General features: G+C 49.8%; 23 protein-coding genes. 9 read left to right on the forward strand and 14 right to left on the reverse strand.

The features are described from left to right. Positions 1-28: 28 nt before the first annotated feature. From FJQ58_RS05110 to FJQ58_RS05120, 3 genes are all read right to left on the reverse strand, one after another. Entirely contained in the window at positions 29-421 is a 393-nt protein-coding gene (locus FJQ58_RS05110) for a hypothetical protein (RefSeq protein ID WP_139991354.1), read from the reverse strand. 120 nt (positions 422-541) lie between these two features. Then, positions 542-1267, reverse strand: coding sequence for a hypothetical protein (locus tag FJQ58_RS05115; RefSeq protein WP_139991355.1), 726 nt, complete (start codon positions 1265-1267; stop codon positions 542-544). Between the two features lie 359 nt (positions 1268-1626). Further along, on the reverse strand, positions 1627-1926 hold the full coding sequence (locus tag FJQ58_RS05120) for a hypothetical protein (RefSeq protein WP_139991356.1): 300 nt from the start codon (positions 1924-1926) through the stop codon (positions 1627-1629). A gap of 250 nt (positions 1927-2176) precedes the next feature. On the opposite strand from FJQ58_RS05120, the gene FJQ58_RS05125 reads away from it, so the two are divergent. Beyond that, on the forward strand, positions 2177-3136 hold the full coding sequence (locus FJQ58_RS05125; protein WP_238403821.1) for a phosphodiester glycosidase family protein: 960 nt from the start codon (positions 2177-2179) through the stop codon (positions 3134-3136). A gap of 38 nt (positions 3137-3174) precedes the next feature. After that, the gene (locus tag FJQ58_RS05130; protein ID WP_139991358.1) at positions 3175-4185 is read left to right on the forward strand and encodes a bifunctional glycosyltransferase family 2/GtrA family protein; all 1011 of its coding nucleotides are present in this window, start codon (positions 3175-3177) and stop codon (positions 4183-4185) included. Positions 4186-4260: 75 nt separating this feature from the next. Here FJQ58_RS05130 and FJQ58_RS05135 read toward each other — a convergent pair whose 3' ends face one another. Then, a complete protein-coding gene (locus FJQ58_RS05135; RefSeq protein WP_139991359.1) occupies positions 4261-4923 on the reverse strand; it encodes a polysaccharide deacetylase family protein in 663 nt (220 codons plus the stop codon). A 177-nt stretch (positions 4924-5100) separates the two neighbouring features. Between FJQ58_RS05135 and FJQ58_RS05140 the strand changes: the two genes are divergently transcribed. Both FJQ58_RS05140 and FJQ58_RS05145 read left to right on the forward strand, forming a co-directional pair. Further along, positions 5101-6264, forward strand: a complete 1164-nt coding sequence (locus FJQ58_RS05140; RefSeq protein ID WP_139991360.1) for a hypothetical protein — start codon at positions 5101-5103, stop codon at positions 6262-6264. Between the two features lie 22 nt (positions 6265-6286). Next, a complete protein-coding gene (locus FJQ58_RS05145; protein ID WP_139991361.1) occupies positions 6287-8026 on the forward strand; it encodes a hypothetical protein in 1740 nt (579 codons plus the stop codon). A gap of 518 nt (positions 8027-8544) precedes the next feature. Here FJQ58_RS05145 and FJQ58_RS05150 read toward each other — a convergent pair. From FJQ58_RS05150 to FJQ58_RS05175, 6 genes are all read right to left on the reverse strand, one after another. Beyond that, complete coding sequence (locus tag FJQ58_RS05150; protein WP_139991362.1) at positions 8545-8724, reverse strand: hypothetical protein; 180 nt, start codon at positions 8722-8724, stop codon at positions 8545-8547. Between the two features lie 225 nt (positions 8725-8949). Then, positions 8950-9705 (reverse strand): ABC transporter ATP-binding protein, encoded by a 756-nt coding sequence (locus FJQ58_RS05155; protein WP_139991363.1) that lies wholly within the window; start codon positions 9703-9705, stop codon positions 8950-8952. An 18-nt stretch (positions 9706-9723) separates the two neighbouring features. Next, positions 9724-10488, reverse strand: a complete 765-nt coding sequence (locus FJQ58_RS05160; protein ID WP_162341322.1) for an ABC transporter ATP-binding protein — start codon at positions 10486-10488, stop codon at positions 9724-9726. A 31-nt stretch (positions 10489-10519) separates the two neighbouring features. Further along, positions 10520-11341, reverse strand: coding sequence for an ABC transporter permease (locus FJQ58_RS05165; RefSeq protein ID WP_139991365.1), 822 nt, complete (start codon positions 11339-11341; stop codon positions 10520-10522). Then, positions 11329-12276 carry an ABC transporter permease gene (locus FJQ58_RS05170; protein ID WP_139991366.1) on the reverse strand — a complete coding sequence of 316 codons (948 nt, stop codon included), beginning with the start codon at positions 12274-12276 and terminating at the stop codon, positions 11329-11331. Before FJQ58_RS05170 ends, FJQ58_RS05165 begins: the two co-directional genes overlap by 13 nt. A gap of 2 nt (positions 12277-12278) precedes the next feature. After that, a complete protein-coding gene (locus FJQ58_RS05175; protein WP_162341324.1) occupies positions 12279-13880 on the reverse strand; it encodes an ABC transporter substrate-binding protein in 1602 nt (533 codons plus the stop codon). A 135-nt stretch (positions 13881-14015) separates the two neighbouring features. On the opposite strand from FJQ58_RS05175, the gene FJQ58_RS05180 reads away from it, so the two are divergent. Then, entirely contained in the window at positions 14016-14774 is a 759-nt protein-coding gene (locus FJQ58_RS05180) for a class I SAM-dependent methyltransferase (protein ID WP_139991368.1), read from the forward strand. Positions 14775-14846: 72 nt separating this feature from the next. Here the strand turns inward: FJQ58_RS05180 and FJQ58_RS05185 are convergent, their stop codons facing one another. Together FJQ58_RS05185 and FJQ58_RS05190 are read right to left on the reverse strand one after the other, a co-directional pair. Continuing rightward, positions 14847-15077: a DNA-binding protein gene (locus FJQ58_RS05185; protein WP_139991369.1), complete on the reverse strand. Its 231-nt coding sequence runs from the start codon at positions 15075-15077 to the stop codon at positions 14847-14849. 123 nt (positions 15078-15200) lie between these two features. Next, positions 15201-16460, reverse strand: a complete 1260-nt coding sequence (locus tag FJQ58_RS05190) for an ATP-binding protein (RefSeq protein WP_139991370.1) — start codon at positions 16458-16460, stop codon at positions 15201-15203. A gap of 346 nt (positions 16461-16806) precedes the next feature. On the opposite strand from FJQ58_RS05190, the gene FJQ58_RS05195 reads away from it, so the two are divergent. The 3 genes from FJQ58_RS05195 to hflX all read left to right on the forward strand — a co-directional run bounded on the left by FJQ58_RS05195 (position 16807) and on the right by hflX (position 22721). Then, positions 16807-18018: a hypothetical protein gene (locus FJQ58_RS05195; protein ID WP_139991371.1), complete on the forward strand. Its 1212-nt coding sequence runs from the start codon at positions 16807-16809 to the stop codon at positions 18016-18018. Next, positions 18015-20963 carry a DEAD/DEAH box helicase gene (locus FJQ58_RS05200; protein WP_139991372.1) on the forward strand — a complete coding sequence of 983 codons (2949 nt, stop codon included), beginning with the start codon at positions 18015-18017 and terminating at the stop codon, positions 20961-20963. The genes FJQ58_RS05195 and FJQ58_RS05200 overlap by 4 nt, the downstream gene beginning before the upstream one ends. A gap of 492 nt (positions 20964-21455) precedes the next feature. Then, a complete protein-coding gene (hflX, locus tag FJQ58_RS05205) occupies positions 21456-22721 on the forward strand; it encodes a GTPase HflX (protein WP_139991373.1) in 1266 nt (421 codons plus the stop codon). 75 nt (positions 22722-22796) lie between these two features. Here hflX and FJQ58_RS05210 read toward each other — a convergent pair whose 3' ends face one another. Beyond that, positions 22797-23717 (reverse strand): aldo/keto reductase, encoded by a 921-nt coding sequence (locus FJQ58_RS05210; protein WP_139991374.1) that lies wholly within the window; start codon positions 23715-23717, stop codon positions 22797-22799. A 179-nt stretch (positions 23718-23896) separates the two neighbouring features. Then, the gene (locus FJQ58_RS05215) at positions 23897-24574 is read right to left on the reverse strand and encodes a peptide-methionine (S)-S-oxide reductase MsrA (RefSeq protein WP_139991375.1); all 678 of its coding nucleotides are present in this window, start codon (positions 24572-24574) and stop codon (positions 23897-23899) included. Positions 24575-24710: 136 nt separating this feature from the next. Between FJQ58_RS05215 and udk the strand changes: the two genes are divergently transcribed. Further along, positions 24711-25346 carry a uridine kinase gene (gene udk / locus FJQ58_RS05220; RefSeq protein WP_139991376.1) on the forward strand — a complete coding sequence of 212 codons (636 nt, stop codon included), beginning with the start codon at positions 24711-24713 and terminating at the stop codon, positions 25344-25346. The last annotated feature ends 428 nt before the right edge of the window (positions 25347-25774 follow it).

A 25774-nucleotide genomic window follows, 5' to 3' on the forward strand; every position in this document is an offset into this window, starting at 1 on the left:
CGACATCACTGTCGCGCCTCCTTCTGATTTACTTATTCTTTTGAGCCCTCATAATGAGAGAAATGACTTCGACCACCAAGCCAACGATAAAACCGGCAGCCACCGCCTCGAGAAAGACAATAAAGCTAATTAAGTCCTCCCAGCCTGTCGTATCCCGTGAATACATAGCCATAAGCACTAGACCGGTCACGATGCCCAAATTCGAGAACAGCCAAAGCTTCCTGGCACCCAGCCAACCTGCAGCACCTAAAAAGAAGGATAGCACGACAGCTAATAGCAAAAATCGGAAAGCATGCATGCCCGTAAACGGCTGACCTAGAATGAGAAAACGAATGATCCACAATAAAATACCAATTAATAATGAAGATGCTCCAGCCAACAACCACCAATGACTGCTTCTTGCGGCGGGAATCCAGCGCATCTGAAATAACCCCTCTCTCCAAGTCCATTCTTGCTTATATAAACGCATGAAGCGCTTACTTTGTTTCGCTCGTTTATTCTAACTCCTTCTGATTAACAATAGAAATCTCACTTTGCTAGCCTATCTTACATATATTCTGGCCGCTTCATCCACAAGCCCCATGCTTCGCATTTCCTTTGCAACTATGGCTTGAATCTCCACATCCTCATTGATAATGTAATGGAACTGTATGTCACGGAAAATAGCTAGTTTGTGCTCATAATGAGCCGTCTTGAAGTATTCTGAAAGTGCCTCCAAATCCAAATCTTCATCTGCATGGATATAAAATAGCGGTTCAGCAATCTGCCCAGTAGCCGGTACTTGACTCGTTACGCCCAAACCATCCTGAGTTGCCACTATGATACGTTTTGCTCGTTCATTCTTAGCCCTTACTGAATACGTGTAGGGATCGTCAATTAACGGAAGCGACAGTTTTTCTTCCAGCTTTTTCACGACAGCTGCTTTATTCTGCTTTGACTCATCCGATGGCGGAAAGCTCAGTTCATTTTCAAAAGCAAGATAGGCTTCTTCGTTTGCATATTCCATATACAACATGGAGGAATCCAGCATCGCAATTCGAATAAATTCCTTCAAATTATTCGCGACCACCTTTACCGGTCGATCAAAGGACATAGGCGACACCTCGACAATCGGCGCATTCTCCAAATCAGCAGCCGTTCCATAATCAGTTAAAAAGCCGTAATGAATGCCGTCTCCTCCCGTCATAGCAAATACAACTACGTCGCTCGGCGTATTAAAATAACGATATTGGCTATCTTCAAAAGTAAAGCCTAAAACCTCCCACATGCTATAGCCCTCATGATCGAGCTCCTTTTCAAGCTTAATTAATGTGTTTAGTGTAGGGGGAACCTCATATTTTCCATAATTCACTTTCCTATCCGATTCCTTATTAAAATGCAGAATACAGAGGGGAACTGCAACAAGCAGAAAAATGAGCAAGAAAAAGACATAACGCTTCGTGACCATTCACCTCGATGTATTGAAATCCATTTTTCACTAGGAGATTATATCATTCCATTTCTAAAATAACACTGAAATCCCCCTAAAACTTCAAGGAATAGCTCAGCTATTCCTCCTTTTAAAAATCACAAAAAAGCTGGACAGAAGTTATCTTCTGTCCAGCTTTTTTCATATCGGCGACTAAGCTACTCCACGCCGTCCTTAAAGTTTTTATTGTAGTTTTTATCGCCCTTATGCTCAAGATCATTCAACGTTTTTTCCAACGTAGCCACAATTTCTTCCTTCACCTGAGTCAGCGTTTCATAAAATAGCGCCTCTTCTGTACCCACAATTTTGACACCGCTAATCGCCTGCATCGATTGAAAGCGTCTGTGCTGGTCAGCGAGATCGTCTATTGCTTTCAGGGTGTGCGTCGTTTGCAGAAACAAGTCCTTATGATGTTGGTTGGCAAGTCTATCCTCGAGTTGTTTCATTCGTGTATTCATGAGCACTCATCCCTTCATTTACGGTATGTATAAGGCTTCTTCAAGCAGGTTCTTCACCCATTGTACAATCTTTTCCAACGTAAATTCAACTGTCGCTGCTGCTGCCGCTTTATGACAGACCCATGCCCTTCTGCATTCAGTAAACGTTCAGTCCCGCTTCATATGAACTTAACGTTTCGGGATCACAATAGCAATATTCAGAAACGGATGCCCGGCTTATTCGGGAAAGATCAGCTGGCTTCTTATCCCCTTGCAGGAGTTGATTACGATTATTAAGATAACGAAACGCAAAAAAATCGGCTTTGCCGCAGCTCTTTGTATTCTACTGATCGGAGGCATTCTGTATTCGCTTGCCGACCGATATCTGATCGAGCATGTGGAGGTCACCGTTGCTGCCCCTCAGACGCCTTCCGTTTCCACATCATCCGACGAAGCTCAAGCTGTGCCAGAACAGGTGGAGCAGGATGATTGGAATTACAAAAGCGAGGACACCCGCATTCAAATTAAAAAGGTAGAAACCGGCACGGGCAGCGATATGATCACCTATTACGTCGCGGATGTTCAGCTTGAAGAGCCCGCTCTGCTGCAAGCTGCTTTTGCCAAAAACGCATTCGGGCGGAATATCACGGAGGATACCTCGACCATTGCCGCGGAGAACAATGCCATCTTTGCCATTAATGGCGATTACTACGGCTTCCGCAACGATGGCGTTATTATTCGCAACGGCACCCTTTATCGGGACGAGCCTGCCCGCGACGCCTTAGCATTGCTGTCTGACGGCACAATGAAATCCTATAACGAAGAACAATTGTCCTCCTCCGAGCTGCTTGCCGAGGGAGTGACTAACACCTATTCCTTCGGCCCCGTCCTTGTAAAGGAAGGCGCGGTTGCAGATGACTTTGATAAGGTCGTCATCGACACGAACTTCGGCAATCGTTCCATTCAAGGCTCGAATCCCCGAACGGGCGTCGGCATGATCGCCCCTAATCACTATGTATTCGTCGTGGTGGATGGACGAAAAGCCAACTATAGCAAAGGAATGACTTTGGCTGAATTTGCGGACGTCTTTGTCGGGCTTGGGGCAACCGAGGCTTACAATCTAGACGGCGGCGGATCGTCAACGATGTATTTCATGGGCAGGGTTGTCAATAACCCGCTTGGCAAGCAGCAAGAACGAGGCGTCAGCGATATCCTCTACATCTCAGAGTAATGCGCAGCAACCATAACAACTACAGGAGGCATGACGCCATGAATCTATTAATCCCCTCCTATGAGCCGGATATAAGGCTGTTAAAACTTATTGATCAGTTAAGAGCCAGCGGCTTATTCACTATCGTGATCGTCGATGACGGGAGCGGCGAAGCCTACAGCGGAATTTTTCGCGAGGCAAGGGAGCTTGGCTGCACGGTCATCACGCATAGCGTCAATCGGGGCAAAGGGTATGCCTTGAAATCAGGCTTTCATTATTTTATGCAAAAGGGCTACTCCGGCGGTGTTGTCTGCGCTGATAGCGACGGCCAGCATCTTCCGCAGGATATTATCAAAATCGGCAACAGCATCGAACAATATGATGGTCATATCATTCTCGGAAGCAGGCGCTTTACCGGTAACGTGCCCCTTCGCAGCCGCTTTGGGAATACAGCCACCCGTCTCATCTATGCCATGACGACCGGCCATCGCATTTACGATACACAAACAGGCTTACGCGGCTACTCTTTCGATATGCTCAGCTGGTTGTGCAGCATCCCAGGCGACCGCTTTGAATATGAGATGAATCTGCTGCTTGAGGCACCGGGGGCGGGGTACTCTTTTCACGAAATAACCATCGACACTGTATATCTCGATCACAATGAGTCTTCCCACTTCAGGCCCATTGCCGATTCTGCTCGAATTTATGCGCCTTTCCTTAAGTTCAGCCTGACTTCCATACTTTCTGCCTTGATCGACTACCTATTGCTTGCGGTCATACATTTGTTTAGCTCCAGCCTGCTGCTGGCCGTTCTGGGAGCACGGCTGGCAAGCTCAATCTTCAATTACACCATGAATAAAAATTTCGTATTTTCGAAAGGCAAACGATCGGCCATTCAATCGTCTATGCCAAAATATTTTACGCTGGTCTTTATTATCATTTGCTTAAATTACGGACTGATGTACGTCTTTAACGAACGAATTGGCATACCGCTGCTCATTGCGAAGCTTTTGACGGAAGGCACGCTGTTTCTCTTCAGTTACTGGGCCCAGCGAAAATATGTCTATTGAAGGCCACGCCTCACAAAAAGACGGGTAAAGCACACGGCTATTGTCCGTTGTGTGCTTTACCCGTCTTTCCTGTCGCTAGATGTAGGCCAAATGAGCATCCGCAGCTGCATCTACTTCCTGAGGAAGCCCAAAACCTAGGCCAATGGACAATAACTTGTCAATCAATGTCTGAAATGGCGCTAATCCGATCCAGTCGTGCAGCTTAATGATGTGATTGCCGGCCTCATATAGCAAACCGCCTTCTTGGCTAAACGCAGAAGCGTCGCTGAGATCAAACGTATCACAGGTAAACGTAACGTGATGCTCTGATCCGATTCCAGCGCTATTTTCAAAAGGAAGCCCGCTGTACCCAAGCTCCCCCAGCACGCGATCTATCCCTGCAAAATGCTCTACCATCGCTTCATGCTGCATGTAAGGAAAACGAAACAACTTGGCGGTTCTTGCTACCTTCGCTTCCGTATACAGCTCATTTATAATTTGGTCGGTTTGCCCGATCTGCTCCCTCGCATTAGGAAGGGAGATTGCCGACAAATCGGTATGGTCATAACTGCCATTCCCAATCCAATGTCCAGCTTTGATAGCGAATATCGCCTCATCCGAAAACTTTTCCAACGCCTCGCCCATACAAAACCAAATCGCCCGAATGCCTTTTGCGTTTAAATACTCTACCTTTTGCCTAAAATCTCCGGCCGGACCCTCATCAATCGTCAGGTACGCCGTTCTTTCAACCGCCAACATAGCCAGAAACCTCCGTTTATCTTTTGCTGCCAAAATGGCTGTTCTCTCTATTATACCTCATATTTCACCGTATGTTTGATCGCAGGCCAAATTGGTTATTTAAAACCCATGTGATCCAAAACACTATCCCTATCGTGTATAAAGTAACAACCGCATTGAAAGGAGGTGAAACCCCCTATGCCATACAAGCTTAACCGCCTGAGGTGGCTAAAGCTGTCGATTACGGTGGCAATGCTTATGCTAATCGGCTTTGTCGTTCAGATGGCTCAGCCACCCAAGGCGTCTGCGCTGCTCAAGGAAATAGTTAGCCCCATTATTCATGTCGGCACACCAGAGCAAGCGGCTTCCGAGTCTTCGGACATCAAAGAACAGGGCACAGGCTTGCTTGATCTTTCACTGCCAGCCCTTACAATCGAGACGCCCATCGTTCAGGTGGAAACGCCTCAAGTTGCAATTCAAGTAAAGGATTCGATTGGTGTCACTGCCGAAGTTTCTCCTATTGGCATTTCGACACCCGTGCTGAACGTCGAAACATCCGGCAAAAAAATCGCCGTTGACGCGCAGGATAATCTTCTGCCTAACATCAAGGTAGAAGCTCCCGCTATTAAGGCGAAAACGCCTCTCTTAGCAGCAAGCATTCCCTCTGTAAAGGCCATCGTGGGAAGCGGAAATGATAGGCTGCCCGAAGTGGAGCTTGAACTGCCGGATATTAGCGTACGCTTGCCAGTCGTGAAACCAAGCGTTCCTCCTGTGGGATTGGACAAGGAAAACGATGATGCGGTGGAGACGGTTCCTGTTCCGCCACTTGTCGAATCTGCCGACCCTTTGCCGGAAAAACCTATTGAGCCTGTCATCGTCACACCTTCACAGGATAAGATAGCAAGTGACGATGAGACAAATGGACAACGAGATTTAGAAAGCACAGGGCCTCGGGTGCCCAATCAGGACAAGCCAGATACTGCAGTCAAAGAATCAGGCAGCAATAAAGGATCAGTCAACATTAATGAAACGAAAGCGTCAAGCAGCCGCTATGATCGCGCAGCGGCGCCAGTCACAAGACCACCTCTGACGCTGCCGCTTGCAGTTCCTGCTAACGCAGTAGTGACTGTTAGCCCTGCGGTTGCTGGCTCAAATGCTTCGGCAGCAGGAGGTCCAGCGGTCAATAGCTGGTCAGCTCCTTGGATGATCTTGACCATGCTGAATGTTAATGCGCCCCGTGGATCTGCCTGGCGTGTATCCAGTCTTTACTTAATCGAGAACGACCAATGGTCACAGGCACCACCGGAGCAGCCACCTATGTATGCCTCTTTCTCTCAAACCTTGAATCTTACATTCAATTAAAAATGAGAAGGAGTGCATGAAAATGAAAAAAGGACCACAATGGGTAAAAATGACGGTGTTATCTTCGGCGTTCGTAATCGGATTATTAGGGGCTTCGCAAATGAGCTATGCTTCGGAAGCCAGCAGCTCTTCAGCTGGAAAAGGTGCGTTAGGTCTGGGACTTGGCATCAAGGTTGGCGTTGAAGCGCAAGCTAATTCCGAGTTCAACGGAAATTCCGGTCGCGAGAACAACCGCAGCAATGGCAGCCTTGGGCTCGGCCTTGACCTTCAATTGGATGCTGCTCTTGCAGGGAATTATGATGCCAACACGGAAGGTCGTCATGGCAATCAATCGTCGGAAACTTGGAAGGCAGGCAATGCTGGCTTGAGTGCCGGTCTTAACGCCAATGTTCAAGCAGATACGGCATCTAAAACCAAGCTCCAAGGTGACAATCGTGACGGCCATGCCGCCAATGAAAATTGGACCAGCAGCAAAAGCGAAATCGGTCTAGGCTTGCAAGCCGCTGCCGATCTAGAAGCCGCTTCGAAGTCGTCCGAGCGCAGCAGCGAGTATAGCTCTTCCTCTGAGAGCTGGAACAGCTCGAAGAGCGACCTTGGGCTAAACTTCAATGCCGCTAGCGAGTCCGAGTCGGCTGTGAAGTCTGAGAAATCAGCTAGCAACGATAACGATCGCAACTGCAGCAGTCGCGAGTCTAGCTCTTCCTCTGAGAGCTGGAACAGCTCGAAGAGCGACCTTGGGCTAAACCTCAATGCCGCTAGCGAGTCCGAGTCCGCTGCGAAGTCTGAGAAATGGGCTAGCAACGATAACGACCGCAACAGCAGCGAGTACAGCTCTTCCTCTGAGAGCTGGAACAGCTCAAAGAGCGACCTTGGCTTGAGCTTAAATGCGGCAAGCGAGTCCAAGTCCGCTGCGAAGTCTGAGAAATGGGCTAGCAACGATAACGACCGCAACAGCAGCGAGTACAGCTCTTCCTCTGAGAGCTGGAACAGCTCGAAGAGCGACCTTGGGCTAAACCTCAATGCCGCTAGCGAGTCCGAGTCCGCTGCGAAGTCTGAGAAATGGGCTAGCAACGATAACGACCGCAACAGCAGCGAGTACAGCTCTTCCTCTGAGAGCTGGAACAGCTCAAAGAGCGACCTTGGCTTGAGCTTAAATGCGGCAAGCGAGTCCAAGTCCGCTGCGAAGTCTGAGAAATGGGCTAGCAACGATAACGACCGCAACAGCAGCGAGTACAGCTCTTCCTCTGAGAGCTGGAACAGCTCGAAGAGCGACCTTGGGCTAAACCTCAATGCCGCTAGCGAGTCCGAATCCGCTGCGAAGTCTGAGAAATGGGCTAGCAACGATAACGACCGCAACAGCAGCGAGCACAGTTCTTCCTCCGAAAGCTGGAACAGCTCGAAGAGCGACCTTGGGCTAAACTTCAATGCCGCTAGCGAGTCCGAGTCGGCTGTGAAGTCTGAGAAACCAGCTAGCAACGATAACGATCGCAACAGCAGCGAGTACAGCTCTTCCTCTGAGAGCTGGAACAGCTCGAAGAGCGACCTTGGGCTAAACCTCAATGCCGCTAGCGAGTCCGAATCCGCTGCGAAGTCTGAGAAATGGGCTAGCAACGATAACGACCGCAACAGCAGCGAGTACAGCTCTTCCTCTGAGAGCTGGAACAGCTCGAAGAGCGACCTTGGGCTAAACCTCAATGCCGCTAGCGAGTCCGAATCCGCTGCAAAGTCGATGCAATGGTTTAGTTACGAAGATCACCGTTAAACTCATTAGTATCCTTTCTACTCATTTAATCGCTTAGTAATTAACGAAAAAGGGATATCCAAAGCAGACATTCTGCTCAGTGGATATCCCTTTTTTCTAAGTTTCTCGACCATTTACTGTTAGTACGACCATTACCATTACCCAGCTATCCTGTATTTCCACAGTAACTTTGCTCTGTTTCCCCGCTGCACATACTCTATCCTGTATATCTGCATTAGAATGGTTCAAACTACCACCTTATGACTCCAAAGAGGTAACCTATGTTGTATGGCCTACAACATAGGTTACCTCTCGCACCTTTTATCGGCTTCTATACTGCTGATGTACAGGATAGATTCCAGCAACACAGCCACACTTAACATTACAAAGTATTACCTAAATAAAGCTTTCAACATGGTTGCCTTTCATTGACTCCCATCGCCTTCTCTTTCCTTACGCTCACAGCTCCCGCACTTCTTCACTGTGCTCATCATCATAATTAGATTGATTCATTTTATAGGTTAATGTTGATTTAACGGTCACGAATTTTTCTTCGCCGCGTTCATCTCGATCTCGTTCTGATGCCATTCTTTGACCATGTTCTGATAAAAATTGCTTTCCTGCAGGCTAAGCCCCTGCTTGTTGTCTTTCATGATTAAGCTTCCGATATTGCGCTTCAAAATAATACTCCGACGTCCTAACATGTCCATGTAAGTCAAGTAAAATCACCCTCCAGATAATGTTTTCCAATCGGTCCATTTAAGTATATCGAATACTAAACCTAATGAAAAACCGTATCCGGCCGCGCTATTTCTAATAATTCCGTCTTAGACGGGGTGAGCGGAAACCAATGCTATCCATTCGGAAACATCCTGCCGTATCCTCCATATAACGGCAAGATCATCCCAAAGCAGCTCCGCTCTGGCTCAAGCACGCTATTTTCTTTATGCTCCGCGGCCAAGCAGCCTGACCGCCTCGAGCAGTGCCTTTGTATAGGGCTGACGCTCGCCGGACAGCAACGAGTCCGAATCGAACAGCTCGACCATCCGCCCTTCTTTCATGACGAGGATTTGCTCACATAAACCCGCGACGAGGGTGAGATCATGCGTAATAAAGAGCAGCGACAAATTCTGCTCTGCCTTTAGCCTTTGCAGCAGTTCCATGATCTTGTGCTGATGGATGACGTCCAGATTGGAGGCGATTTCGTCGCAAACCAGCAGCTTAGGCTTAACGATCAGCGCTTTAGCAATGCAAGCACGCTGGTACTGTCCGCCGCTTAACAGCCCCGGTCTAGCCGCCAACTGCGACAAGGGAAGACCTACCAAAGCCGCGTATTCTGCGGTCATCTCCCGTCTTTCCGCCTTGCCAAGCTTCGTAAAATGACGAAGCGGCTCCTCAATGCTCTGTCCGACCGTCATTCGTGGATCGAGAGAGGCGGCCGTATTTTGAAATACGAATTGGATGTCACTATACCAGCCTCTAAATGCGGCGGTCTTGCGGGTTGGAGCGAGCGTGCCCTCAAACCTGACATCGCCTACGGTTGGGCGCTCCAGCGCCATTATGATTCGCGCAAGCGTCGATTTGCCGCTGCCGCTCTCACCGACAATTGCTAGCGAACCGCCTGCCGGCAAACTAAACTCCATATTCGAGAGGATCTTTTGGGACCCAATCGTTTTCGACAGCTGTCTGATTTCGAGCATTATTGCTCCATCCCCTTTCTACGGAAGCATAAATGCGGAGCGGTATTGCCATAGCTCCCTCGTATACGCATGCTGAGGGTGCTTCAGCACATCCGCAGCCCTGCCCTGCTCTACGATCTCTCCTCGGTACATGACCGCAATCGTATCCGCCAAATAATTGGCGATGAGCAAATCATGCGTGACAAACAGCATGCTCATCTGATTTTCCGAGATCAAACCTTTCAGCAGGGTTAAAATTTCGGCCTGCGTCGTGACGTCGAGCGCGCTTGTCGGCTCATCTGCTATGAGCAGTTCCGGCTCCAGAAGCAGCGCCATCGCAATCATCACACGTTGATTCATGCCTCCACTCAGCTCATAAGGGTAGCTCTTCATCACCCGGTCAACGTCACGAAGAGAAACCTTGCCCAGCATCGCTTTGGCTTTTCTCTCCGCCGCAAGCCTCGTAATCGGAAGGTGGCTTCGAAGCAAATCCCCGAGCTGTCTTCCGATGGGAATAGCGGGATGAAGCGCCTGCTCGGGCTGCTGAAAAATCGTGCCGATTCGTTTCCCCCTTACGCGCTGCCAGTCGCGCCTGCGAAAGCGACGGATTGGCTCGTCACGGAAAAAAATATCTCCCGTCCATTTCAGCGGGAAAGGCAGCATGCCGAGCAAGGCTTTGCCTGTTAAGGTTTTGCCGCTGCCGCTCTCGCCGATCAGGCAAAGCGTCTCTCCAGCGCGCAGCTTGAAGGAGCTGCCGCCAACCAACGTCCGATTGCTGGAATCCCTAATACAGAGCTCTTTCACTTCAGCAATGACTCCAATCTTCGCTCACTCCTTATTTCAGCTTAAACACACTGCGCAGCTTTTCTCCGCAAATTTGAAAGGCGCAGGCGGTCGCAAATATCATAAGTCCAGGAAAAAAGCCCATCCACGGAGCAATCTGCAAATAGTTTTTGCCATCGAGCAGCATGACTCCCCATTCCGGTGACGGAGGCTGAGCACCAATGCCCAGAAACGAGAGGCCCGATAACGTTAGAATTACTCTGCTTACATCCAAAATTGCCAGCGTTACCACCTGCGGCATCAGGTTGGGCACAATATGGCGAACAATATGAACGATCCCAAACGAACCGCTTACCCGGCTGGAGAGCATAAAGGGCTCTTTCTTCACATCATGAACAAGGCCACGAATAATTCGCACGTACTTGGCCCACCAGGATAGCAGAATAGCAGCATAGACATTTTCCATTCCAAAGCCCAAAAAGCCGATAATAACGATGGTCAGCAGTATATTAGGCACCGCCACAAAAATATCCGTGATGCTCATCAGCACCATATCGAGCCGCCTTCCGTAGTAACCGCTCAAAGTGCCTAATAAGAGGCTAATCGCCATGACAAGGCCAAGGACAACAAAAGCAGGAAATACCGACTGGCTGATTCCGGCCAGCACCCGGCTGAGAATATCCCTACCCAAATAATCAGTGCCAAACAGATGCTTGAAGCCTGGCGTTTGCAGCTTGGCATCATAATTAGGCTGATAAGGATCATAGGGTTGCAGCCATGCCGCAAACATACCGGCTAGCAATAAGAACAATATAAACAAGAGCGCCGCAGACAAAGTTTTGTTTTTCAACAGGAAGCCAATCAATTCTCCCACCTCTGCTTCTCAAGCCGAACGCGCGGATCAGCCAAATAATAACAAAGGTCCGTCATGAAATGAACGATAAAAATTGCAGAAGCAAGCAATAGGCTGCAGCCCTGTATCACAGGGAAATCCCTGATGTAGATCATATCCAGCATGTATTTGCCGATTCCCGGAAAGCTGAACACATTCTCAATGATGATCGACGAGCCAAAAAAACTGGGGAAGCTCGTGCCCACGATAGTGATGAAAGGAATAAGCATCGCTCGGAACAGGTAGGAAGGGTATAAGATTCGCCGTCTCAAACCACGTGCAACTGCTGCTTCAATGTAGAAAGCCTGTTTGGATTCCAACGTGAAGGAGCGAATCATTCGGATAAAATAGACGCTCTGTATCATGCTGATTGTCGTGACAGGAAGGACATAATGACGCAGCGAGCCGCCTCCGATAATCGGAAAGAGCGGCCAAATGACGCCAAAGAGCAGCATAAGCATAATGGCAAGCCAGTACAGAGGGATCGACAAGCCCAGCACCGTACCCCCATAAACGACACGGTCCAGCAAGCTTCGCTCCCGCAATGCCGTCAGCACGCCGAGCGGGACAGAAACGAGAAAGGTCAGAACAAAGGAACTCGCCATCAACATAAGCGTGGGGCCCATCCGTGAAAAGATCTCATCCGCTACAGGCTTATTCGTAATATAAGAATGACCCAAGTTGCCTTGCAGCAGCTCCAGCAGCCATGTCAGGTACTGCGCTGCAAACGATTGATCGAGCCCCCATTTATGCTGATAGTACGCGATCATATTGCCGTCTGGGGAAGCGCCCAGCCCTTGCAGCATTAAGGCGGCCGGATCTCCCGGAGCCAGATGCATAAGCGCAAATACAAACAAGGTTAACAACAAGAGCGTAAGCAAGAGCATACCCAAACGACTGGCTAGATATCGAACCATTTTTACTCCTCAATAACTAACTGATGCCATTTCACAGGGTTATCTTCAATGGTGCCAAAAGCAAAGCCTGTGATCTTACTGTTGTGAACAAAGGTCTGCTTCGTATAATAAATCGGCACCGTCATCGCTTCTTCGTGCATACGTTCAAACAGCCGGTTAAACAACTGCTGCTGCTCAGTCTCCGAAACCGTTCCAGCAATCTCATCCAAATAACCGGTCAGCATCTGATCCTGATAGGCGACCGCTGGCGCTTCTGCCGTATGGTAGAACAAAGAGGTCAAGAAACGGTAAGGCAGCTGCGCATCCGTATAGGTTCTGTACAGCAAGAGATCATATTGTTTGTTCGTCCAAAGCGCGTCATAATAAGCCGCCCGTTCCTGATTGAGGATATCGACCTTAATGCCAATCGTCTTCATCTGATTCTGGAATATCTCGGCCATTTCCTTCCACTCTGGATACTCTTCCGTCTGAATGACCAGCCGCAGCGCGATGGTCTTGCCATCTTTTTCGTAAAGGCTGGTGCTTGCATTCCACTGATAACCCGAAGCTTCAATTAATTGCTTTGCCTTATCCGCATCATACCGATAGGAGGGCTGGTTATCCGGCGTAACGAAAGCGACTGTGCTTTGGAACAATCCGGCAACTTCCGCTCCTTGGCCGCTCATCATTTTACTCGTATCCGTACCGTAATTTAGAGCTTGCCGTATATTTTTGTCCGTCAAAAACTCGTTTTTCTGGTTCAAGACCATAAAATAAGACATCGTGCTGGCGTTATGCTCCAGCTTGAATTTATTGTTGTTCTCAAAAAGCGGCAGGCTCTCATAGGGGATGCTGCCCACCTCGCCGCCGGCGATATCGATCTCGCCGCTTTGAAGCGCCAGTACGCGTGCCTGAGGATCGGTAACCACTTTAAATACGAGCGAGTACTTTGATGCTGCTTCCTTCCAGTAGTGCTCATTCGCCACCAGCACGGTTTCCGATCCTTCCTTGTAGCTGTCCAGCTGCCACGGTCCTGTGCCGACCGACTTGATGAATTCACCGTCAATCGCTCCGGCCGGGGATACCGCATTCGGGCTCATGATCCGGAAAGGCCTAGCTTGGCTAAGCTCAAGAAGCGTCTGCGCGGCCATTTCCTTAAAATGCAGAACAACTGTATGGTCATCCGGCGTCTCCACCTTCTCCAATTTGCGTGCAATTTCAAGGGACGCCGTCTCCTCATTGGCTACGGTACGCTCTAGCGAGAACTTCACGGCTGCGGAGGTAAAAGCACTGCCATCGGAAAATAAAACATCCTTCCTTAAGTGAAAGGTATATGTCCGCCCATCTTCCGATGCCTCCCAAGCCTCGGCCAAGCTAGGCAAGATCGTGCCTCCTTCGCCAAACTCCACCAAGGCATCATAGATGGCCGTCTGTACGGCGCGTGCGCCGTTATAGGTGGTTGCATCGATTTTGCCCCCCTTCAAATCTTGGGTAATCGCAACCGTAATCCGTTTGGCCGTTTCTGCCTGGCCGGTCTCCTCAGTCTCCGACTTTGCAGCGCAGGCTGCCAGCGTGAAAATAAGACAAAAACTGATTACAGCTAAAGCCATCCAACGTTTAAACATGTTTACTCCTCCTGATATGTAAGATAAGGCATTCATCGTATGGCTTGACTTCGTCACCCAACTGAGGTTAAATATTAATCGTAATTATTACTAATAGCAAGCGTTTTTTAAAAATACTTTTCGGGGAGCATACCAATGACCATCAACAAGGAGCAACAGAAAGTGCATCAGCAATATTGGGATAAAGGCGCTGACATTTACGAGGAAATCGTAGAGAACGAGATGATGAATGAATCTTACGACAAATGGAATACGATTATCGGCAAGCTTCTCCAGGGCAAAAGAGAGCTGAAGGTGCTCGATGTTGGCACCGGGCCCGGATTTTTCGGGGTGCTGTTATCCCGCATGGGACACCAAGTAACCGCGATTGATTCCTCGCCCGGGATGATTGCCAAAGCCAAACGGAATGCCAACAAATATGGATGCAACATTCAAATTATCCAATCCGATATTTTAGAGTTTGAACCCTCGTTGACGTTCGACCTAGTCATCTCAAGAAACGTAACCTGGTTTCTGCCAAACCCAGTAGGTGTTTATGAGAAGTGGCATGAGTGGCTGAATGAGGACGGGCAAGTCATTATTTTCGACGGAAATTGGAATCTGTTCTTGACGGACCCCAAGGAAGCTGCACTCTTCCAAGCAGCTAAGCAAGAGGCGATCGAAGCAGGCTATGTGCCTTATCGTACAGAGGATGAAATAGCTGAGGGCGATCAAATGGCGCTCATGCTGCCGCTGACTTACGTGAGACGGCCCGCTTGGGACGTTGAAATGCTGAGCTCCATCGGCTTCGGGCAGGTGACGACCCTGCATGGCTTTGATTCCGGCCTCCACAGCCCTGCTGAGCAAATCCTAAACAAATACCGCCCTATGTTCGCTATTATTGCTAGTAAATAATTTTTCCGCGGTCCACTATGCCTACAAACAAAAAACCACAGCCTCAAAGGAGGCTGTGGCTCATCGCAAATGTCAGGACTTTGCTAGAATCTCATCTATTTCGCTTTTCAGTAATAGATATCTGTGGACGCTGCGATTAATCGCAACCTTCGTCAGGTTATGCTTAAGCACATAAACCTTCATTTGGTCTTTCGTCAGGCCAAGCAAGTCTCCCGCCTCAGTAACCGTAAGGACCTCCTGTTTGCTGGTCGCGTTAAACGTCTTCTTCACCTTTTGATCCCAGTCTTCAAATACTACCTGCATATTTCCGACTCCTTTATCATAGTCAATGATCTTTATTGACTGCACATCTTAATTATAACACGAACAGTCCAATAATCTTAACCTGATAAAAATTAAATCAAAAAATTTAATGAAACCGCATGCTTAGTTTGCCTTCGGAAACATCAAATTAAATTCTGTGCCCACTCCTAGCTCGCTCTTAATTTCAATTTTTCCATTCATCTTCTTGATAATGCTGAAGGATACCATCGTTCCCAGACCCGTCCCTTTTTCTTTCGTAGAATAATAAGGCGTGCCCAGCCGCTTCATCTGCTCGGGAGTCATTCCGCTTCCGTTATCGCTTAAAATAATCCACGCATGCTCGTTCTGAACGCTGGTCTTCAGCTCCAGCGTACCGCCACCCTCCATCGCTTCGATGGCATTTTTCCCAATATTAATGAGAGCTTGCCGGAATTTATAGCGGTCTCCCTGGATTTTAAAGGGATGCTCCTCTGAAGCCATGACATGGATCTCGATATTATGGTAATTGGCATAGGTCATCAAGACGTTCGCTAAGTAATGAACTTCATGATGAATATCGATTGCTTCAACGATTTCCGGATCAGGCTTCGCCAGCGCAAGGTAATCCGCAATAATAAGCTCGGAGCGGTCCAGTTCCTCGAAGCATATTTTTTTGTACAGCTCCTTCTTTTCCGAATCGAGATCCGCAGAGGCAAAGAGGTGGATGAATCCTCGGATCGTCGTAAGCGGGTTACGTATTTCATGGGCCACCGATGCCGCCATATCGCCAACGATTTTCATTTTCTCGCTTTTGACCATCTCTTCCTGCATAAGAAAAAAGGTATGCAGCATATGAAGCGCATATACGCATAAACCGATAATTAACCCTTGCAGCAAATAGGTTTGCACCGTCGCCCAGGGCTTATTGAACAACAACTCGATTTGACCGGTTATCGTGAGGAAGGTTGTAAAGGTCATCAGCTTAATCATCGAGCATAAGAACACGGCAGCCGCTATTTTACGGGCCAGGCTTAGCGAGTTGTAGTATTTATATAGGGCAAGAAAAACGAAAAAGCTCGGAAGGAGAGAGATCACGTAAATCCAGTTATGGGGGCTATCGAGAAAATAACGGTATAGCAAAAGCGTCGCGTATAAACAGGCCGATACCAACGCGCCGCCGGACAGAGAGCCTAGCGCGAGCGGAATCGAGCGGAAATCATACAACAATCCGTTCATATTAATGGGGAACGACATCGTCATGATCAGGGACAAGGAAAAGAGGACATACAAATAAAAGCGATATAAACGTAAATTGCTCTTCATCTTATGGATGTAAGGATACAAGACCAGCGGGGAGCAAATCACAAAAATATTCAATATAAAATCTTTAAAATAGCCCAGCACATCCGCCACCAGCCTAGCATATTTTCCATATCAACATTTGTATCGTTCACTATCCTAATATAGCATATAAAGGAAGAAAAAGAGATAGCTGAATTCATTTATGTGTGCTTTACTATGGTTTAGCGCGGACCGGCATTGGAGAGAAAGAAAAGAAAGGATAAATGTTATAATAGACTTATCAAGGTGAAACGATTGTCGCTGTCCTTTGGCGGCGCAGCGCGTTTCATTCCGAGAAATATAGAGAAGGGATAACGAAATGTTATGCTTTCCTATATTACAAGCAAAAACGCCTTCGGTGTCCATATTCTTAAAAATAGACTTTAATCGCACGGGAGATCCCTTAGCCATGAAATCAGAACGCACCCTAAATACGACGAAATGGCACGAGCTATTTCGCGAGCAAACCGCTCCATTGGCCAGCCACGTCCGCAATTTAGCTTTTGTCCGTGAAGCTCTTGCAGCCATACATATCGCGCGTCCCGAGCTCTCGCCCCCAATGAACCGCCTATTCGAGCTGCATGCCCACCTCTATCTACTAGGTCTGCTGCTCAACCGCTCGCCTGACCAGACCGGGCATGGCGGCGCATTCATCGGCTTTCACACACACGAGGCCATTGCCGATACGCAGAAGAGGATTGCCGCCCTTTTGCATGAGCAAACCGTAGTTAAGGATGAGACGAGCTACTGGTTAATGATCGGCGAAACGGTTGACTACTTGCGCAAGCAAATGCTGACCGAAACGGGCACCAAGCTTTATTTTGCCGAGCCTTACTTTTGGCTGTGGCATCATACGATTTCTCCTTATCAAACCGACAACCGTCTGTACCTCGACGAGCTACAGAAGCTCCAAGCCGCCCAAACGGAGCTTGGCCAGGCGCTATCGCGTTATTCCTGGATGACGGCGCAAGCCTGGATGCATTTCTTTTTGCGTCAGGATACGGAAGCCCATGCGGCTCTGATGGAATTAAATAACCGGATCCACCTCCAGCCGACTGATGTGTTTCTCCTGCTCCAAGCGTTAGAGAATACCGGCGAGTGGGAGCGGCTAGCGGTTTGGCTGAACAAGCTGACACCTCTGATGGAGAAAGAACGGCAGCTTACACTCAATAGCTTTTACCGCTACTGGGACGCCGTTATCGAGCATCTCCCTGCACTTCAGGAGCAGATGTGGGAGCCGATTATACGCGCGCTGCCGTATACCGAGTCTATTTATGAGGAAAAGTTGCTCCGTTACGAAAAATGGCAGCAATGGATGGACTACCAGCTCAGCACAGGCACCGAGCCGCTTAGCTACCGCGTAAGCGTACTCGCACCAATCGAGAAGCATTCGCCCGAGCTTCTGCTTCCCTTCTATCATCAGGCAGCGGAGAGGTACGTGCTTCTGAGAAATAGAGATGGCTATAAAACAGCGGTCAAGCTGCTCAAGAGGCTCGCGAAGCTGTACAAAAAAATGAAAGACGAAGAACGCTGGGAGGCGTACATTGACGCCTTCTCCACCCGCCATAGCAGGCTGCGCGCGCTGCAGGAGGAGCTTCGGAAAGGAAAGCTGATCACATGACCCTACATACTCAAACCTTCACGGTCCATGTCAACCTAACGACGCATGGCGATGCGCTTCTGTACGGCGTGAGCAGCAGGGCCGATTATTTGAGCGGCATCACCTTGAAGCAGCGTTTATTCGCTTGGCATCAGGCTTCCTTCTACGGCACGGAGCTGGAAATTCAGCAAATCGAAGGGCTGGAGCTTGTGCTGCTCCCCGCGGAGCAGGTCATTCCCTTCTTTGCGGAACAAAAATGGCTTGCGCATATCGCATGGAGCTGGGGAGAGCAAGCCGAGCAGCTCATTCAGCTCGCGCCCAAGCTTGCAAAAGAAATAGAGGCTAGACGCTATCGCCCAAGCTTCTCGGCTTTCCGAGCCGGAAAGCTGCAATGGACCTGGGATCACGCGGACATAAACAAACAAATACAAGCTGCAGCACCAAATGAGGAAGAAAATCAAGCGTTTCAAAAGGGACTCCAGGCCGCCTTCTCCGCGGTTGTCTTCGACGCCTGCTATGGCACGGAAACCGCGGCTGCCGATTTGCGGAGAGAATATCCTCTGCTCTTCGCCAAGAATCCTGCCGCAGCTGCCGGCCTTGATGCGCAGGCATGGCTAATCGCGATTGGCTGGAAAGCCGATCAAGCGTTATTTCGGCCGCTGCTCCAGCTGGTGGAGCCGGAAGCCATGGACGACCCTTGGCAGTTAAAGCTCGTTTTACAGGATAAGCTGGACCAAGCCGTGCTGGTGTCAGTAAAGCTGTCGGAATCGGGCGAAGCTTTTGGCTCTTGGCCCGCTTCATGGACAGCCTCCGTGCGAGAGCGATCGGGCAGCTGGCTTGATCGCCTGCGCGTTTGCCTGCCAAGAGAGCGGATGGCTGGAGCTGGCGACGATTTATTGAACGCCCCTATGGCTAATGATGCCGCATGGCGCTTTCTAGCCGTCGACAGCCCCCGACTGTTAGAAGCCGGCTGGCAGGTTCTTCTTCCCGCGTGGTGGGAAACCGCCAGCCGCAAGAAACCTAAGCTTCGCGCCAAGGTCAGCACCCCGGCGGAAGGCACCCGCGAATCGTTGTTTGGCCTCGATACGCTCATTGACTTCGATTGGCGCATTGCAATCGGCGAGACCGATCTCAGTGAATCCGAGTTCAACGAGCTAGTTGCACGAAATGAGCGGCTGGTGCGCTTCCGCGGACAATGGATTGCGCTGGATCCTGCCTTGCTCGCCCAAATACGCAAAGCGATGGCTGGCATTGACCGCTCTGAGGGTCTATCCTTTCAGGATGTGCTTCAGCTTCATCTGCTGGGCAGCGGCAGTGAGCCGGAGAATGCTCAGGCCGAGCAAGATCCGGAGCAGGAGCAGCGCATCCAGCTCGAAGTCGAGCTGAACGAGCATTTGATGAAGCTCGTTAGCCAGCTAAGCCAGCAATCGGAATGGCCTGTGCTAAATGTGCCGACCGGACTGAATGCCGAGCTGCGGACATACCAGCGCGAAGGCTTCGCCTGGCTCGCTTTTCTGCGCCGTTTTGGGCTTGGCGCCTGCCTTGCTGATGATATGGGGCTCGGCAAAACGGTACAGCTTATCGCTTACTTGTTGCATCTCAAAGAAAACTCGGCAAGGGAGAAGGAGCAAAGCCCAACGCTTATTATTTGTCCCACCTCGGTGCTTGGCAACTGGCAGAAGGAAATCAGCCGGTTCGCGCCTTCGCTGAACGTCATGCTTCACTATGGCGGCAGACGCCTTGCAGCGGAATCCTTCGAGGCCGAAACCCGGCAGGCGGATGTCGTTTTGACCTCCTTCGCCACGGCTACGCTGGACCAAGAGCTGCTGAAGTCGTTCCGCTGGTCAACCATTTGCCTCGATGAGGCACAAAATATTAAAAACGCTCAAACCAAACAAGCCGCAGCCATCCGCAGCTTTAAAGCCAAGCATCGGATCGCGTTGACCGGAACGCCGATCGAGAACCGATTGTCCGAGCTGTGGTCCATCTACGATTTCATGAATCCCGGCTTTTTGGGCAGCGCCCACGGGTTTCAACAGCGCTTCAGCAACCCGATCGAGAAGGAGCGCAACGTGCAGCGCACCGCCGATCTGCAGAAGCTCGTCAAGCCGTTCATGCTGCGCCGCAAGAAGAAGGACCCTGCTATACAGCTGGATCTGCCTGACAAAAATGAGATGAAAACGTACATTCACCTGACAGCCGAGCAAGGGGCGCTTTATAATCAGACAGTTAACCAGCTCATGGACCGGATGCAAAAGCTTGAGGGCATCGAGCGCAAGGGCGCTATCCTGTCCGCGATTATGCAGCTGAAGCAGATTTGCGACCACCCCCTGCTGCTGACGAAGGAGCCGCTGCCAGAGCTAAGCGAAGCCGCAAGCGGCAGTATCGATACCGAGCCGTTGATCAACCGCTCCGCCAAGCTGGAGCGTCTGCTCGCCATGGTGAAGGAGCTTCGCGACGAAGGAGAGCGCTGCCTGATCTTTACGCAGTATCTGGGCATGGGGCAGCTTCTGCAGACCGTAATGCAGCATGAGCTGAAGGAACCGGTGGTTTACTTGAACGGCAGCACCTCCAAGCTGGCGCGCGACCGCATGATTGACAAATTCCAGTCGCAAACTCTTCCACCTGAGGAGCAGCCTAGCATATTTATTTTGTCCATTAAAGCTGGAGGCGTCGGGCTTAATCTCACCGCCGCAAACCACGTTTTCCACTTCGATCGCTGGTGGAACCCTGCCGTGGAAAATCAGGCTACGGACCGCGCTTACCGGATGGGACAAACCCGCGACGTGCAGGTGCACAAGTTCATATCGCTGGGCACGCTGGAGGAGCGTATCGATGAAATGCTCGAAAACAAACAACAGCTTAGCGAAAATGTCATTTCCAGCTCCGAAGGCTGGATTACCGAGCTCTCCACCGAAGCGCTGAAGGAGCTGTTCACGCTTCGCCAGGATTGGAGCGCCTCTTAAGGGATTGCCGAACGTCGCTTGCAGTCAAATAAGCGGGTATGCTACACTAGTGCTAATTTAAATGAACGGAGGGTTCCGTGTGATAGACTATATCCGAGTTCGGTCTTTGCGCAGCTGCTAATTGAATAGCGCCAAAGCTCTGCCTGTGTGCAGAGGACTCAGGATAGGTCTGTCCTTTTTAAGGAACCCACAAAATGATGAATACGATGATACGCCAGGAGTGTCGTTCTGCTCACGTATTCGCTTTTAGGGAGGAAACTCCGCAATTCGCCATGAATCAAAGCAAGGAAGCTGTCTCGGCAGAGATGTGACTCGCATCTCCGCTTGACGGCTCTGCTTTACATGGCCCGCGGAAGACCAAGGATCCAAGCCAATAAGGAATTTAGCTTCCTTTTGGATTTTTTTCTGACGTCCTCCTACCTTTAACGGTAAACACAGGCAGCGCTGCCTGTGTTTTTTTGTTTTATCAAAAACCTTAGAGGATGATGAATAATGGAACAACCGAAGCAAAAAGCAATTATTGTCGGCGTACAGCTTCAAAATCAAACCGACTTTGCCTACTCCATGGAGGAGCTCCGTAACCTAGCTGCCGCCTGTTATATTGAGGTAGCCGATGAGCTCAGCCAGAAGGCTGCACGAATTAACCCTTCCCATTACATCGGGACGGGCAAGATCCAGGAGCTGCTAGCGCTGCTCGAAGCTCATGACGCGCAGGTCGTTATTTTCAACGATGAGCTCTCCCATTCCCAAATCCGCAATCTCGAGGCTGCACTGGAGCGGACCGTTATCGACCGAACGATCCTGATTTTGGATATTTTCGCAGAACGCGCCAAGACGAGGGAAGCGCAGCTTCAGGTCGAGGTAGCCCGGCTTCAATATATGCTTCCGCGGCTCGTCGGCCTGCGTGCATCCTTGGGAAGGCAAGGCGGCGGAGCCGGCCTCAAAAACAGAGGCGCGGGCGAAACGAAGCTGGAGCTGGACCGCAGGCGCATTGAGGAAAGAATTACTGCCCTGCAAGCCGAGCTTGAGAAGCTGGTAGCAAGGCGACAAATTCAGCGGAAGCAGCGCCAAAAGAACGAAGTACCCGTCGTTTGTCTCGTAGGTTATACAAATACGGGAAAATCCAGTTTGATGAATGCTCTGCTGGAGCATTACAATCCGGGAAGCCACAAGCAAGTATTCGCGCAGGATATGCTCTTCGCTACGCTTGAGACATCCGTTCGAAGCATCGACCTGCCGGATAACAAATCGTTTCTGCTAACCGATACCGTTGGCTTCGTCAGCCAGCTTCCCCATCATCTGGTCAAAGCATTCCGCTCTACGCTAGAGGAGGTAACCGAGGCGGATCTGCTGATTCATGTCGTCGACTACTCCCATGCGGATTACGAGCAGTTAGTTGCCGTAACGAACGATACGCTCAAGGAGCTTCGCGCTTTCGACATTCCGACCATCTATGCTTATAACAAAAGCGATCTGACAACACATGCCTATCCAGAGGTTCAAGGCAATCATGTCTACCTCTCAGCGAAGGAAAATAGCGGATTAACAGAGCTGATTGATGTCGTTCGCGAGCATATCTTCGACGACTATATGACCTGCGAGCTACTGATTCCGTTCAGCCAAGGCCGATTGGTCGCGTACTTCAACGAGCATGCCCACGTTCATTCTACCGACTACGAGCCGGAAGGCACGCGGATGAAGCTGGAATGCCGCGTCGCCGATTTCGAAAGATACCGGCAAGACGTGACCGTACTGTAAAATAACAAGCCCCCCGGCCGATGAAGGCCGGGGGGCTTGTTGTAGTGCTGCTGTATGACCCGCAGCCATTCGCTTTTAGTTTTTCACATCCTGCGGATGCGGCTCGGTGACTAGCTCCGAAGCCTTCGCATTGGCCTCTACTTGGTCAGCATCTTTGCAGCCCGGAATCACAGCGGTAACCGCTGGATGCTTCAAGCACCATGCCAGAGCCCAGCTTGCCATCTGGACGCCTTCCGGCAGCTCCTCGCGCTGAATCCGTTCCACTTCAAGCAGCTTAAGCCTCGTGCTCTCTGCTTCATGCCGATGCCGTACATCGGTTTCGCCAAACACAGCACCTGGCTTGTATTTGCCGCTCAAATAGCCGCTCGCCAAAGGAACGCGTGCCAGCACACCTAAATCCTGCTGCTCGCAGGAAGGAAAAACCCGCTCCTCCGGTGCACGGTCAAGCCTGTTATAAACAACCTGAATCACACGCGAATTCACCTTAGTTGAAGCTTCCGTTTGATGGAGATTATCGTTGCTGCCAATCGATGTCCCTAGAAAACGAATTTTCCCAGCCGCTATTTGCTTATCCAATGCCGTCCAAAGCTCGTCGTTGTCAAAGGACTGATCCGGTCCCGAATGAAATTGATAGAGGTCAATATAGTCTGTCTTAAGAGCCTGCAGCGAGGCATCCAGCTGAGCAATAACCCCTTCGGCTCCAAAAACGTCGGTACGTGTGAACCGCTCATGAAAATGATGGCCGAACTTGGTCGCTAGAATCCAATCCTCACGATTGCGGCGGCTAATGTAATCGCCGATCAGCGACTCCGAGAGATGATCGCCGTAGCATTCGGCCGTGTCAATTAAATTAATGCCAAGCTCCTGCCCTTTGTCCAAAATCGCATCGGCTTCCGCTTGCGAATACTCCCGGCCCCATTCCCCGCCAAACTGCCAGGTTCCGATGCCGATCACGGATACGTTAAGCCCGGTGCTTCCGAGTCTTCTATATTTCACAACTAACACTCCTCTCGGTTCATATGATGCCTACCTTGTCCATTTTACTCCTATCGGAACCAAACAAGCAAAAACGCCTTCGGCGTCCTTATTATAGACGCCATCGTTTCAGCGAAACGTACAGAGAAAGTATGATTAAGACCCTGCACTTTGCTGTACGTTAAAAAATGCTGAAAAACCTACCAGCGAATCTGCCTAATCAGATAGGACAGCTCCCTCTGCCGTTCGAGCTCCATAGGCCACTGAGGCAGCTCCAGCAAAATCCGCTCCAGGCTCGTATATCCTTTAGCCAAGCCGTTCAATCGCGCGGCTATCGTCGAGTCCACAAGCTCAGCTTCCGTTGCATAGATCCGGCTCAGCTTCTCCATGACATCAGGATAACGCTTCAAATAATACTTCTGATGCCTCTCCTCCGCGCGATGAAATGCCGAATAAGGAACGATCTCCGTATCCAGCTCTCCTTTTCCCTGCTCCTTCCGTTGCTGAAGCACCTGTTCAACGGATTCCAGCTGCCGCTCATCGGCATATAGCAGAAGCGATTGATATTGCCGTCCTTTATAGTCGTTAATGTTAGCTGGCTTGTGACCATCCCAAAACCTAACAAGAATCTCTTCCAAGCGGATGACGCTGGGCAGAAACTCGAGCTGAACCGTTTCCGTATGATCGCCCATTTCACGATAAGTAGGCTGGCTAGTCGTACCTCCAGCATAACCAGTACGCGTACGGATCACACCGGGCAAATGGCCAAATAAAGCTTCCGGACTCCAAAAACAGCCCATGCCAAGCGTTACCGTCTGAAGCTCGCTATTCGGAAATATAGGCTCCATCGCATTCAGTCCTTCATTAGAATGATCCATACTGCCGCCTCGCTTTCCGTGTAAGTTTTGTTCCTGTTCCTTAAGTATTTTAATGCCGGGGTGAAAAAAAGCGAATGCTATGCTACAATACTAAAATTGCAAAGGGTTTTATTACAGGGAGGCTTATTGAATCACCATGCTTATAATTGGAATCGCCGGCGGCACCGGATCCGGCAAAACAACGGTTGCCCGTTCCGTCATCGACCGTCTAGGGTCAGACAAAGTAACGTTCATATCCCAGGATAATTACTATAAAAATCCCGTTAATCTTAGCTTAGCCGAACGCGAACGGATTAATTACGACCACCCTCTCGCCTTCGATATCGAGCTGCTGGTCCGCGACCTCCTGCTGCTTCGCGAGGGCCGGACCGCGTACGCGCCCGTATACGATTTTACCATTCATGCCCGTTCGGCAAGTGAGACGGTCGAGCTACGGCCTAACAATATCGTCATTCTCGAAGGACTGCATGTGCTTGCCGAGGAGGATATCCGCAAGGCGCTCGACATCAAGGTATTCGTCGACACAGACCCGGATGTGAGGATTCTCCGCCGCGTACTGCGGGATATTGAAGAACGCGGCAGAACCATCCAATCCGTTCATGACCAATACTTGAATACGGTGAAGCCGATGCACGAAGCCTTTGTTGAGCCCTCCAAAAAATACGCCGACCTGATCATTCCCGAAGGCGGCCACAACGAGGTAGGCATTCAGCTCCTGTCAATCCTCACGGAGAGATACTTGCTCGATGGGCCGGATTCGCTTAAATCCTAGCAGCGATGCGCACAAACCTATCCAAGCATGATTAAGAACAACGCTATAGAAGTACCAAGCCTCGCTCGTTTTATGAATACTGATTGCCAAATAAGGACTTATCCGGTACGCAGCTTTGCTGTTTAGTGGATAAGTCCTATTTTAAATAGCTTGATCTTCAACATAGCTGCTCACCATGAGCAAAACGAGATAAGCTAGTTCAACTTATATAACTGGAATTTCTCCCTCTAATTCAGGGAGTTTTGGACCTTTGAGGCATTTAGAAGGAATTTATCCGGCTATTCCTATCCAATCAGCTTATATTGACGTGTAACGGCTGAATTAACAGGAAAAATTCCACTAGCGTTGCATTAAACCTGTCCTAGTCTTGTAGGTATCTAAGTTTGTTCAATAATTCACAAACTTTCAAGTTTCAAATAAGTAAAAAA

It is taken from the genome of Paenibacillus paridis (assembly GCF_006345825.1).
Lineage (GTDB): Bacteria > Bacillota > Bacilli > Paenibacillales > Paenibacillaceae > Pristimantibacillus > Pristimantibacillus paridis.